Genomic DNA, 12,597 nt, shown 5'->3' on the forward strand with positions numbered 1-12,597 from the left:
AAGAAGGTGCGCTAGGCGCAAAATAAAATTGAACGGTTATTATAAAGATCCCCGCAGAAGCGGGGATCTTAAGGTTACTCGCTCTGCTAGATGCACTAACAGAGAAAATAACCTAATTAGCTAGCAACAATGTTAAGCAGTTTACCCGGTACGTAAATGACTTTACGGATCGTTAAACCATCAGTGAACTTAATGACGTTCTCATCGTTTAGACCAAATTCTTCAACTTGTTCTTTTGTTGTATCTGCTGCAACTGTTAACTTAGCACGAAGCTTACCGTTAACTTGAACAATGATCAGCTTCTCATCTTCAACTAATGCTTTTTCGTCAGCTTGTGGCCATAGCGCATTATCAATATCAGTTTCGCCCAGTGCCGCCCACATTTCGAAACAGATATGTGGCGTGATAGGGTAAAGCATAGTAACAATTGCTTTTAGTGCTTCATCAAGAATTGCGCGATCTTGAACTGATTCTTGAGAGGCTTTAGCCAGCTTATTCATCAGCTCCATGATAGCAGCAATTGCAGTGTTGAATGTCTGACGACGACCAATATCATCACTTACTTTTGCAATGGTTTTGTGAATATCACGACGAAGTGCTTTTTGATCTGCAGTTAGTGCTGCTGTATCAACTGCTTCAGCTGCGCCTTTCGCTGTATGTTCACGTACGAGTTTCCAAACACGCTTAAGGAAACGGTTAGCGCCTTCAACGCCTGATTCTTGCCATTCAAGTGTCATGTCGGCAGGTGATGCAAACATCATGAATAGACGAACGGTATCAGCACCGTACTTATCTACCATTTCTTGAGGGTCGATACCGTTGTTCTTAGACTTAGACATTTTGATCATGCCTGAGTGTTCAACGTTGTGACCTTGAGAGTCAACAGCAGACGTGATACGACCTTTACCGTCACGTTCAACAGTTACATCTGTTGGTGCAACCCACTCTTTACCGCCTTTCTCTGTGGTATAGAAGAATGCGTCAGCCAGTACCATGCCTTGACATAGTAATTGTTTGAATGGCTCGTCAGACGTTACGTAGCCTGCATCACGTAGCAATTTGTGGAAGAAGCGAGAGTACAGTAGGTGCATACATGCGTGTTCAATACCACCGATGTATTGATCAACAGGTAGCCAGTAGTTCGCTTTTTCTGGATCTAGAATATCGTCAGCTTGTGGCGAACAGTAACGCGCGTAGTACCAAGACGATTCCATGAAAGTATCGAATGTATCTGTTTCACGAAGTGCTGGTTCACCGTTAAAGGTAGTTTTTGCCCACTCTTTATCCGCTTTGATTGGACTCGTTACGCCATCCATTACCACATCTTCAGGCAAGATCACGGGTAGTTGATCTGCAGGTACTGGGTGAACTTCGCCATCTTCAGTTGTGACCATTGGGATTGGCGCACCCCAGTAACGTTGACGAGAAACGCCCCAGTCACGTAGACGGAAGTTAACTGTCTTTTTACCTTTGCCTTCAGCTTCAAGTTTCGTTGCAATTGCATCGAACGCTTGTTGGAAGTTAAGGCCATCGAATTCACCTGAATTAAACAGTACACCTTTTTCTGTGTATGCCGCCTCAGAAATGTCAGCATCGCTACCATCTTCAGGCTTGATAACCGCCATGATGTCGATGTTGTATTTTGTTGCAAATTCAAAGTCACGCTGATCATGCGCAGGTACTGCCATTACCGCACCTGTGCCGTAATCCATCAGTACAAAGTTTGCAACGTAAACTGGTACTTCACGACCATCTAGTGGGTGGATAGCTGTTAAGCCTGTATCCATGCCTTTCTTTTCCATCGTTGCAAGATCGGCTTCTGCAACTTTGTTATTGCGGCATTCGTGAATGAAATCGGCAAGCGCAGGGTTATTTTCAGCCGCTTTTGCAGCAAGCGGGTGGCCTGCAGCAATGCTGACAAATGTAACCCCCATAAGGGTATCAGGACGGGTAGTATAAACTTCTAGATCGTCTTGACCTTTAACGTTAAATGTTAGTTCAACACCTTCAGAGCGACCAATCCAGTTGCGCTGCATGGTTTTAACCATTTCAGGCCAGCCATCAAGGTTGTCAAGATCGTCAAGTAGCTCTTGCGCGTACTCAGTGATCTTAATGAACCATTGTGGGATCTCTTTTTGCTCAACAGGTGTATCACAACGCCAACAACAACCATCTTCAACCTGCTCGTTAGCAAGTACAGTTTGGTCGTTAGGACACCAGTTAACAGATGAAGTCTTCTTATAAACTAGGCCTTTATTGTAAAGCTTAGTGAAAAACTCTTGTTCCCAACGGTAGTACTCTGGCGTACACGTTGCGAATTCACGGTTCCAATCATAACCAAAGCCTAATAGCTTAAGCTGGTTTTTCATGTACTCAATGTTTTCGTAAGTCCATGGTGCAGGGGCTGTCTTATTTTTTACTGCCGCATTTTCAGCAGGTAGACCAAATGCATCCCAGCCGATTGGCTGCATTACATTTTTACCTTGTAAGCGCTGGTAGCGAGAGATAACATCACCGATAGTGTAGTTACGCACGTGACCCATGTGCAGTCGACCACTAGGGTACGGGAACATGGACAGACAATAGAATTTTTCTTTATTAGGGTCTTCACTAACAACAAATGTTTTTTTGTTGTCCCAATGTTCTTGAACTTTTTGTTCAATGTCCTGTGGACGATATTGTTCTTGCATCGATGACATCCGGGATTTTGTGAGTTTAATATAAACACATTAAAATTAATCGACATAGAATAACCAAAGGTAAAGGTGTCAACAATAGCTGAAGGCAATTCGGTACCTTTAATCTTCTATTTGGCGGTATTTCAGCACGCTTTTAGTCAATATAGGCTAAGGAGAAACATCATGACTCAGCAAAAAGCACATTACGAAGCACTATTAGAAAAAGTAACAGAGACATTAAAGAATAGCCCACACGAGCTTAAGAAGTTTATTGAGACGACTGAACTGTATGGTAAAGCCGCCAGCGATATGACCAAAGATGAACTTGCACTGATCGAAGCATATTTAAAAAGTGATTTAAAAACATTCAGTGATGAAGTGAAAAATAGCCCTGAACCGTTTAAAGAAAGTCCATTCTATAAGTTAGTAAGTGAAACAGTATGGCGACACCTTGCTGAGATCACAGACAAAACACAATTAGAGTGGATTGAGGTGATGGATGATATTAAACATAAAGGAGTGTATCGCGCAGGTGAGCTGGTTGGACTTGGACATTTAGTTTGTGAAAAATGTGGTCATCAACAAACCATTACGCATGTGACTCGTATTGAGCCATGCATTAAGTGCGGTTGCGTAGAGTTTAATCGTCAGCCTTTAGAGCCTTAATCTTCGTATGTATAGGGGATTAATGTAAAAAATAAAAACGCAGCGAATAGGCTGCGTTTTTTATTTTAGAATAAGTCATGACGCTTAGGCGTTAAAAATCGTCAGGGCGCTCGATAGTATCAACCACAACAGCAGAATCATCTTGGGGTTGAGTTAACGTTGCTGCTGGTTTTTGCTGTTTCTGTTTTGCTGGCTGCTGAAGCCCTTGGGGAACATCGTTATCGTAACCTTTTACTTTTCGCGTTGCTTCTGTCATCGGCTCGAAAGTGAACTTTTGTCCAGCCAGTGATGCTTCAACCATGGCACCGCCTTTCGTTTTGGTGAAAATGGCTACGCCATTGATGTAACTTTTTGTTGCATAGTTACCATTAGAGCCAGCACCGGCACCCGCGGTTCCCGCTTTTGCAGATGCGCCTTCATCTATGGCTACTGCTGATGCTTGGGCATCTAGCTCAAAGCTGCCGCTGACGAAATTGTCATAAGCACGTTTGTCTTGGAAAAACAGAATCTCGCTGTAAGCTTGCCCCCCGAATTGTAAGCCAATAGAAACTTGAAATAGTTTTGCAAATCCAGTGGCTTTATTCGCTTTAAAGACAACGCCCTTACCATAAGCACCACCAACCCAGAAGCCACCTTTACCGACAGATGGAAAAACCGCATAGCCATAGGCTGAGTTAAAGAAAGGTTGTGTTTGCGGTGATTGGTAAAAATGATCTAATGCGATTTTTGTATCGCTATCTTGTGCAAACACAGACGTTGAACTCAGCATTACGGCACAGGCACATAAGGTTACAAATAGTTTATGTATCGCTTTCATTATCCGATCCTTGTGGGTTGCGTAAGTACCAAGGGAAGCCTTACGAATCATAGGTTCTCATTATTAAGTGTTCTTTCTATATTTATTTTGTTATTCAACTCAACATACCATGAGCTGAAAAAAAAGGTGAAGTTTAAAGCTTCACCTTTTTGAGTATCTTATTCTGTTTCTAATTGCCTTGTGTCACGGAAATGTCCACGTTGACGGCGGATAAGGATCCAAGATAACGCGAAAGCCCAGAAGCTATAGAAATATAAAGGCCAACTACCCATGGTAGTATAAGGTGTCATACCTATCGTTGGGATCACCGTTGCTTTTAGTACTCCAGTGACAAACTGAGGTAATTTTTTAGTGATCATCCCCTTATAATCAACGACCGCTGTAATACCTGTATTAGTTGCACGTAAGAGTGGTTTCCCCAATTCTAATGCGCGCATTTGGGCTATTTCCATATGTTGGAAAGGACCAATAGAGTGACCAAACCATGCGTCATTAGAAAGCGTTAGTAGCATTTCCGTGTGCTTGGTTATGTTCTCACGCATTTGCTCACTAAATGCCACTTCATAACATAATGCAGGTGCTATTGAATAGCCATGGGCTTGAATATTCGGTTGTATATAAGCACCACGGCTAAATGATGACATTGGCAAGTTAAACAACGGTGCAATAGGGCGCAATAAATTGCCAAACGGCACAAACTCACCAAATGGGAGTAAGTGATGCTTACTGTATCGTGTTGCTGTGTCGTAGTTATACGGACCATCAGCATCCACACCGAGAGTTAAGATATTATTGAAGAACTGACCATCAGGTTTTTGATCAAGAATACCGGTGATCACTGTACTGTTATGGGCACGGGCTGCATTATCTAAGCCTTGTAAAAAAACAGGAATATGTGCTTCGAGTGCAGGGATTGCAGCTTCAGGCCAAATAATAAGGTCGGATCCCCAGTTTTCACGGGTGAGATCCATATATTTCATCAAGGTTGGCCAACGTTGGCTCGGTAGCCATTTTTGGTCTTGAGGAATATTGCCTTGAATTAAAGCGACAGACACGCTGTGTTTATGATCAGGTTTCACCCATTGTGCTTTTCCTGCCCATAAAGACAAACCAATAATGACAATAGGGATCAGTAATGGTTTCCAATTACGGTAGGTTATCGCAGCAACAATCGCACCGGAAATAAGCACTAAGGCAAGGGTAATACCCTCAACGCCGAAGATTGGCGCAATAGCAGCCAAGGGAGTATCAATTTGGCTGTAACCCATCCATAACCATGGGAAGCCGGTAAATAGCCAACCACGTATCCAGTCTAAAATTAACCAGATCACAGGGCCTGTTAACAGTAGCTGGTGGAAAGGGCGAGTACGATTAAAGCGATTGTAGAGATAGCCATATAACGCAGGGTATAGTGCTAAGTAGCTGATCAGCAGTGTCATTAAGAAGACACTTGCAATCTTTGGCATACCACCAAAGTTATCTATACTCACGTGTACCCAGCTGATGCCAGTACCAAACATACCTAAACCGTAAAGAAAACCGATTAGGGCTGAACGTTTGGCTGTTTTATGTTGGAGTAAAAAGAAAAAAGCGATGAGAGATAATGGCGCGAGAAGCCAGTAGTTATAAGGTGCAAAAGAAAGTGTTGCAATTGCACCCGCAGGTACAGCTGCAAGCAGCTGTCCCCACGATAATAATGATTTTTTTGTCATTCTTTAAGAAGTAATAGTCGGTTGAAATGCTTCGTCAGGTACCGTTACTTGTAACTGGATAACACGACGGTTATCGGCAGAAGTCACTTTAAACGAGTAACCATTAACTTCAACAACTTCACCACGTGTTGGTAGGTGACCAAAGTTCATCATCACAAGTCCGCCGACAGTATCGACTTCTTCATCACAGAATGAGGTTTGGAATAGTTCATTGAAATCTTCAATGGTTGTCAGTGCTTTTACCGCAAAAGTATGTTTACTTAACTGACGGACATCTTGCTCTTCCTCGTCATCGAATTCATCTTCAATTTCGCCAACGATTTGTTCAAGAATATCTTCAATGGTGATAACGCCTGAAACACCACCAAACTCATCAACCACAATAGCCATGTGGTAACGTTCTTCACGGAACTCTTTTAATAGTCGGTCAACGCGCTTACTTTCCGGCACCACAACGGCGGGACGCAGCACTTTATCCATATCAAAAGGCTCGCTATCAGGAAGCAGATAACGCAGGAGATCTTTAGCAAGTAAGATACCTTCTACGTGGTCTTTATCATCACTGATAACTGGGTAACGAGAGTGTTGGGCTTCAACAATTAAATCAATCAGATCTTCTAACTTCTGAGAACGTTCAATCGTGATCATTTGCGAACGTGGGATCATGATGTCACGAACACGCATTTCAGAAATTTCCATAACACCCTCAAGCATATCGCGAGTGTCATGGTCGATTAGATCGTTTTCTTCTGAATCTCGAAAAACTTCAACCAATTCTTCACGGTTTTGTGGATCACCTTGAAATAGTTGGCCAATACGTTCAAAGAAGGACTTTCTACTCGGACCTTCAGATGTTGGAGAGTTATCTTCGTTCATTATTTACTTTCAGCAAATAGCTTGTCAGCTAAGTGGACGATGCCACGGAAATGCGATTCATCGTTGGATGAATCGCGATATAAATGATTACAGCTTCTCAGAAATATAAGGGTCAACAAATCCCATGTTTTGCATGATCTCTGTTTCCAAATTTTCCATTTCTTCAGCTTCTTCATCTTCAATATGATCATAACCTAGCAGATGGAGACTGCCATGTACAACCATATGTGCCCAGTGTGCTTTTAGGGGCTTATTTTGTTCAACGGCTTCTTTTTCTACAACTTGACGACAAATAATTAAATCGCCAAGCAGTTCCAATTCCATGCCAGGAGGCGCTTCAAATGGGAAAGATAACACATTTGTTGGACGATCTTTACCACGGTACTCGAGATTTAGTGCATGGCTCTCTTTTTCATCAACTAAACGGATCGTGACTTCTGCATCAGCTTGAAAAGGGATAACGGCTGCATTTAACCACTGTTGAAACTCAGCTTCTGTCGGTAACCCGTCCAGGCTCTCAGTGGCGTGTTGTAAATCGAGGTAAATAGCCATTAATTACTCTTTTCTGATTCTATCTTTGCCGCAGTAGCGACGGCAACTAATGCCGCTTCTTTTGCTTCCTGCTCTGCTCGACGGCGTTGCTCTGCAAGCTTACGTTGTTTTTGGTCTTCGCTTTCCCATACTTCGTAAGCTTGAACAATACGTGCTACCACAGGATGTCGAACGACATCATCGGCTAAGAAGAAATTAAAGCTGATCTCATCAACTTCAGACAATACTTCAATAGCATGACGTAGCCCTGAACGTGCACCACGAGGTAGGTCAATTTGCGTCACATCACCTGTGATCACGGCACGAGAATTAAAACCAATACGAGTAAGGAACATTTTCATCTGTTCCACCGTGGTGTTCTGGCTTTCATCTAGGATAATAAATGCATCATTAAGGGTACGTCCACGCATATATGCTAATGGGGCAACTTCAATCACATTTCGTTCAATTAATTTTTCAACACGCTCGAAACCTAACATTTCAAATAGCGCATCATAGAGAGGCCGTAAGTAAGGATCGACTTTTTGGCTTAGATCGCCAGGAAGGAAACCTAACTTTTCCCCAGCTTCTACTGCTGGACGTGTTAATAGAATACGACGGATCTCTTGACGTTCTAATGCATCAACGGCAGCAGCAACCGCAAGGTAAGTCTTACCAGTACCAGCAGGACCAATACCAAAGGTAATATCATGCGTTACCATATTAGCAATATATTGCGCTTGGTTAGGGGTACGCGGTTTAATTACACCTTTTTTGGTTTTGATGTGAATTTCTTTACCGTATGGGATAGAAGATTCTGTTGTTTGCTCTAATATGCCAGATTCTTTGATCGCAAGGTGGATTTGATCTGGTTCGATATCAGGAATAACGTTACGAACTGGCGCCGTATCAACGTAGAGATCTTTGATGATATTTGTCGCAGCCTCTACGGAATAGTTTTTTCCAACTACGCTAAAGTTATTGCTACGGTGATTAATTTCAACCCCTAATCGACGTTCTAATTGTTTGATATTATCGTCGAAAGGGCCACAAAGACTAGATAAACGTTGGTTATCAGCCGGCTCTAGTTGAAATTCTACAGTAATTATTTTGCTCAAGGTTTGCCTCTCATTAAGGCCGCCATGATGACGGCCATAGGTTCAGGGCAGGAGACGTACTCAGGTAAAACGTACATGCCTACCAATGTAGAGCAAGAGCTAACGGTTTACTCTGGTGTAAATACGCCTACACCCAATTCATTTTCTTTACGTGTTTTTGCCATCATTTCAGATGGTGACATTGCAACACGTAGATCCATTTCTGCTTCAGTACGTACTAATTCGCCACGTAGGGAGTTGGTAAATACATCAACAATTTTCACATCGACGAATTGACCAATTAAATCAGCAGAACCTTCAAAGTTTACGATTCGGTTGTTTTCAGTACGGCCACGCAGTTCCATCACGTTTTTACGTGAAGGACCTTCAACAAGGATACGTTGTTCTGTACCTAACATTTGACGCGCATGTCGCATTGCTTGGCTGTTTAGCTGTTGCTGTAGTGCGTATAAACGTTCTTTCTTCACTTCTTCAGACAAATCACAAGGGTAATCAGCTGCTGGTGTACCTGGACGTGGAGAGAAGATAAAGCTGTAACTAATATCAAAGTCGATTTCACGAATTAACTTCATCGTATCTTCGAAATCTTGATCCGTTTCACCAGGGAACGCGACGATAAAGTCTGAGCTCATTGTGATATCTGGGCGAACTTTACGCAATTTACGAATCTTAGATTTGTACTCTATTGCCGTATGAGGGCGTTTCATCATCGTCAGAATACGATCTGAACCACTTTGTACTGGTAAGTGTAAGTAGTTCACTAATTCTGGTGTATCTTTGTACACATCAATAATGTCATCAGTAAATTCAATAGGATGACTAGTTGTGTAACGAATACGGTCAATACCATCAATCGCAGCGACTAAACGCAGTAACTCGGCAAAGCTTGCTAGTTCTCCATCGTGCATTGGACCACGATAAGCATTTACGTTTTGTCCAAGTAGATTGACTTCACGAACGCCTTGTTCTGCAAGTTGTGCAATTTCAAACAGTACATCATCTAGTGGACGGCTCACTTCTTCACCGCGAGTATAAGGTACTACGCAGTAAGTACAGTATTTAGAACAACCTTCCATAATAGATACAAATGCTGTTGCGCCTTCAGCACGAGGCTCAGGCAAGCTATCGAATTTCTCAACTTCAGGGAAGGAGATATCCATAACGGTTTTTTCATTTGATTGTGAACGCTTAATCATCTCTGGCAAACGGTGCAGTGTTTGCGGACCAAAGATTACGTCAACATACGGTGCACGTTTACGAATCGAGTCACCTTCTTGCGTGGCTACACAACCACCGACACCGATCACAAGATCAGGCTTATTATCTTTTAATTTTTTCCAACGCCCTAGCTGATGGAAAACTTTCTCTTGTGCCTTCTCACGGATCGAGCAGGTGTTAAGTAGCACAACATCTGCTTCTTCTGGGATTTCGGTTAACTCAAAGCCATTAGCTGCATTAAGAAGATCTGCCATTTTAGATGAATCGTATTCGTTCATCTGGCAGCCCCAGGTTTTGATCAGCAGTTTCTTCGCCATCTCTAACTCTTCGCTCGTAGTGTTGATTTCATTACATTCAGATTACGGGCTGACAGGGGACATGATAGTCATCGCCTGTAGCAAGCCGCGTATTGTACTGCTTTAAACTCGCTCTGACCAGATCATCACCACCCTGAATAAATTGTGGGTTTATTCCAAGCTATGGGTAAAGATGGAATGATTTAAAAAGTGATTGTTCATTATAGACTTTATCGAGCGTTACCATACCAAGTTGGTGCATTTGACGGCGGATCCATAGAGTACGTTGATAGACGTAATTACTCATTGGTGATGCTTTTATCTTATATGGGTTTGGTAATACCGCAGCAAGCTGTGCAGCCTGTTGGATACTTAGTTGGCTGGCAGGTATATGGAAAAAGTGTTCACTTGCTGCTTCTACACCATAAATACCAGGACCGAATTCAATAATATTTAGGTAAACTTCAAGAATACGTTCTTTTCCCCAAACTATTTCCATCAATAAAGAGAAGTATAATTCGATACCTTTACGAATATATGAGTGAATTGGGAATAGAAACATATTTTTAGCCGCTTGCTGGCTAATCGTACTGGCTCCACGTACAGGCCCATTTTTACCTTCGTGTCTTAACACTGACAGTGTCGCTTGTATGTCAATGCCGTGATGCTCAGGAAAGGTTTGATCTTCTGAAGCAATCACCGCTAACTGCATATTTTTTGATATTTCATCTAAATTAACCCACTGATGTTGAGTGTGCGCAGGGTAACCTTGAGGTGGAAATAGTGTTCGGCTAATCTCCCATCCCCAAAATGGTGGATTAATAAACTTAAAAATAATCACGAGAAATATAGGAAACAAAAGTACAAATAAAAGAAATTTAGTAAAAAAACGTTTTAGCATGGTAAGACTGTTTCCTGATTATCAAAGTGATTGCACAATAAAAGAATGTTTATCTTAGTGACATTCCTTATATATTAAAATTTTTTATACAATTCGAGTTACTATGATGGTTTATTGGATTATAACCAAATAATGAGCCTGAACGTAATAGGTAGGTAAATAATGAAGCAGTATGATGTCATCGTTGCGGGTGGCGGTATGGTTGGGGCTGCAACCGCGCTTGGCTTAGCGAAGTTAGGTTTAGATGTTGCTGTATTAGAAGGCTTTGCCCCTCGACCTTTTGCAAACACACAACCGATGGATTTACGTGTTTCCGCAATTTCTCCTCATTCCGTTGCATTATTAGATCGGTTAGGCGCATGGAATGAGGTGCTCAACATGCGTTTGTGTCCTTTTAAACGATTGGAAACATGGGAAAATCCAGAATGTCGTACACGCTTTAATGCTGATGATATGGGATTAGATCAACTAGGCTATATTGTTGAAAATCGCCTGTTGCAACTTGCGCTTTGGCAGCAATTCGACAATATCGAGAACTTGACGTTATATTGCCCATCAAAAATGGTTTCAACAACATCGATTGAAAATGGCTATATCGTTGAGCTAGAAAATACTCAACAGCTACAGTGTCGATTATTAATTGGTGCCGATGGTGCTAATTCTCAAGTACGCCAACAAGCCGGTATTGGTATTACTGCGTGGGATTACCGTCAACACTGCATGCTCATTAATATAGAAACAGCATTGCCGCAACAAGATATTACTTGGCAGCAGTTTACGCCAGCAGGCCCTCGTTCATTCTTACCGTTGCCAGGACATCAAGGTTCATTAGTATGGTATGACAGCCCTGAACGTATTCGACGCCTATCACATATGACTACCGAACAGTTGCATGCAGAGATCTCTGCCGTTTTTCCTGAAGAGCTTGGTGAGTTCAGTGTGGTTGATCATGGATCTTTTCCATTAACGCGTCGTCACGCACAAACCTATTACAAGCCAAATGTCGTTTTATTAGGTGATGCTGCTCATACGATTAATCCATTAGCAGGCCAAGGTGTGAATCTTGGCTTTAAAGATGTTGATGTTTTACTTCAAGAAATAGAAGCGGCAGGTGAGCATTGGGCGGAAAGTTCGGTACTTGATAAGTACCAACGTCGTCGTCGTCCTGATAACCTTATAATGCAAACAGGGATGGATTTTTTCTATGTGACATTTAGTAATAACATCACGCCATTAAAGTTTATTCGTAATGCAGGACTTCGTTTAGCTGATGGGGCTGGCGGCATTAAAAAACAAGTATTGAAATACGCGATGGGTCTTTAGTTAAAGATTTTGCTATTTTTATAACGAAATGCAGAAAGCCGAGAGACATGATCTATCGGCTTTTTCTTTATCTAATAATATATCGCTAGATAAAAGAAAACCCACTCAAAGAGTGGGTTTCTAGTGTATGGTGCGGAAGGAGAGACTTGAACTCTCACACCTTGCGGCGCCAGAACCTAAATCTGGTGCGTCTACCAATTCCGCCACTTCCGCATGATTAATCGTCGAGACAATCAATCTTAAATAATGGCAGGTCTACCTGGATTCGAACCAGGGAATGGCGGCATCAAAAGCCGCTGCCTTACCGCTTGGCGATAGACCTACAGCGCTTGTTTACACAAGACTTTCACAAACTAGAGAGAATGGTGCGGAAGGAGAGACTTGAACTCTCACACCTTGCGGCGCCAGAACCTAAATCTGGTGCGTCTACCAATTCCGCCACTTCCGCATATTGTCAGTTA

The 12,597-nt window shown here is 42.3% G+C and carries 10 protein-coding genes and 3 tRNA genes; 2 read left to right on the plus strand and 11 right to left on the minus strand.

What is annotated here, in order from left to right; translation table 11 throughout:
* Window positions 1-116: 116 nt before the first annotated feature.
* Entirely contained in the window at window positions 117-2,690 is a 2,574-nt protein-coding gene (leuS, locus tag C9J42_RS19225) for a leucine--tRNA ligase (protein ID WP_107294883.1), read from the minus strand.
* A 171-nt stretch (window positions 2,691-2,861) separates the two neighbouring features.
* Between leuS and C9J42_RS19230 the strand changes: the two genes are divergently transcribed.
* A complete protein-coding gene (locus tag C9J42_RS19230; RefSeq protein WP_107205372.1) occupies window positions 2,862-3,344 on the plus strand; it encodes a zinc ribbon-containing protein in 483 nt (160 codons plus the stop codon).
* A 91-nt stretch (window positions 3,345-3,435) separates the two neighbouring features.
* Here C9J42_RS19230 and C9J42_RS19235 read toward each other — a convergent pair whose 3' ends face one another.
* The 7 genes from C9J42_RS19235 to mtgA all read right to left on the minus strand — a co-directional run bounded on the left by C9J42_RS19235 (window position 3,436) and on the right by mtgA (window position 10,813).
* Complete coding sequence (locus C9J42_RS19235) at window positions 3,436-4,161, minus strand: YSC84-related protein (protein WP_107205373.1); 726 nt, start codon at window positions 4,159-4,161, stop codon at window positions 3,436-3,438.
* Window positions 4,162-4,319: 158 nt separating this feature from the next.
* Window positions 4,320-5,873: an apolipoprotein N-acyltransferase gene (lnt, locus tag C9J42_RS19240; protein WP_107291343.1), complete on the minus strand. Its 1,554-nt coding sequence runs from the start codon at window positions 5,871-5,873 to the stop codon at window positions 4,320-4,322.
* A gap of 3 nt (window positions 5,874-5,876) precedes the next feature.
* The gene (gene corC / locus C9J42_RS19245; protein WP_107205375.1) at window positions 5,877-6,749 is read right to left on the minus strand and encodes a CNNM family magnesium/cobalt transport protein CorC; all 873 of its coding nucleotides are present in this window, start codon (window positions 6,747-6,749) and stop codon (window positions 5,877-5,879) included.
* Between the two features lie 87 nt (window positions 6,750-6,836).
* Complete coding sequence (gene ybeY / locus C9J42_RS19250) at window positions 6,837-7,301, minus strand: rRNA maturation RNase YbeY (protein WP_107205376.1); 465 nt, start codon at window positions 7,299-7,301, stop codon at window positions 6,837-6,839.
* A complete protein-coding gene (locus C9J42_RS19255; protein ID WP_107205377.1) occupies window positions 7,301-8,398 on the minus strand; it encodes a PhoH family protein in 1,098 nt (365 codons plus the stop codon). Before C9J42_RS19255 ends, ybeY begins: the two co-directional genes overlap by 1 nt.
* Before the next feature lie 107 nt (window positions 8,399-8,505).
* Window positions 8,506-9,933 (minus strand): tRNA (N6-isopentenyl adenosine(37)-C2)-methylthiotransferase MiaB, encoded by a 1,428-nt coding sequence (gene miaB / locus C9J42_RS19260; RefSeq protein WP_107205378.1) that lies wholly within the window; start codon window positions 9,931-9,933, stop codon window positions 8,506-8,508.
* Between the two features lie 160 nt (window positions 9,934-10,093).
* Window positions 10,094-10,813, minus strand: coding sequence for a monofunctional biosynthetic peptidoglycan transglycosylase (gene mtgA, locus C9J42_RS19265; protein ID WP_107205379.1), 720 nt, complete (start codon window positions 10,811-10,813; stop codon window positions 10,094-10,096).
* A 162-nt stretch (window positions 10,814-10,975) separates the two neighbouring features.
* Here mtgA and C9J42_RS19270 point away from each other — a divergent pair, with 162 nt between their 5' ends.
* Window positions 10,976-12,136, plus strand: a complete 1,161-nt coding sequence (locus C9J42_RS19270) for a 2-octaprenyl-3-methyl-6-methoxy-1,4-benzoquinol hydroxylase (RefSeq protein ID WP_107205380.1) — start codon at window positions 10,976-10,978, stop codon at window positions 12,134-12,136.
* Between the two features lie 128 nt (window positions 12,137-12,264).
* On the opposite strand, the gene C9J42_RS19275 is transcribed toward C9J42_RS19270, so the two are convergent.
* The 3 genes from C9J42_RS19275 to C9J42_RS19285 all read right to left on the minus strand — a co-directional run bounded on the left by C9J42_RS19275 (window position 12,265) and on the right by C9J42_RS19285 (window position 12,584).
* Window positions 12,265-12,349: transfer RNA gene (locus C9J42_RS19275), tRNA-Leu, on the minus strand.
* A 34-nt stretch (window positions 12,350-12,383) separates the two neighbouring features.
* A tRNA-Gln gene (locus C9J42_RS19280) sits at window positions 12,384-12,458 on the minus strand.
* Window positions 12,459-12,499: 41 nt separating this feature from the next.
* A tRNA-Leu gene (locus C9J42_RS19285) sits at window positions 12,500-12,584 on the minus strand.
* Window positions 12,585-12,597: the final 13 nt, after the last annotated feature.

Origin of the sequence: Photobacterium sp. GB-56 (genome assembly GCF_003026105.1) — a bacterium.
Taxonomy (GTDB): Bacteria; Pseudomonadota; Gammaproteobacteria; order Enterobacterales; family Vibrionaceae; genus Photobacterium.

Coding starts and splice junctions, on each gene's coding strand:
- C9J42_RS19270 (WP_107205380.1), top strand. CDS start 10,976: ATGAAGCAGTATGATGTCATCGTTGCGGGTGGCGGTATGGTTGGGGCT.
- leuS (WP_107294883.1), bottom strand. CDS start 2,690: ATGCAAGAACAATATCGTCCACAGGACATTGAACAAAAAGTTCAAGAA.
- C9J42_RS19230 (WP_107205372.1), top strand. CDS start 2,862: ATGACTCAGCAAAAAGCACATTACGAAGCACTATTAGAAAAAGTAACA.
- miaB (WP_107205378.1), bottom strand. CDS start 9,933: ATGGCGAAGAAACTGCTGATCAAAACCTGGGGCTGCCAGATGAACGAA.
- ybeY (WP_107205376.1), bottom strand. CDS start 7,301: ATGGCTATTTACCTCGATTTACAACACGCCACTGAGAGCCTGGACGGG.
- C9J42_RS19235 (WP_107205373.1), bottom strand. CDS start 4,161: ATGAAAGCGATACATAAACTATTTGTAACCTTATGTGCCTGTGCCGTA.
- mtgA (WP_107205379.1), bottom strand. CDS start 10,813: ATGCTAAAACGTTTTTTTACTAAATTTCTTTTATTTGTACTTTTGTTT.
- corC (WP_107205375.1), bottom strand. CDS start 6,749: ATGAACGAAGATAACTCTCCAACATCTGAAGGTCCGAGTAGAAAGTCC.
- lnt (WP_107291343.1), bottom strand. CDS start 5,873: ATGACAAAAAAATCATTATTATCGTGGGGACAGCTGCTTGCAGCTGTA.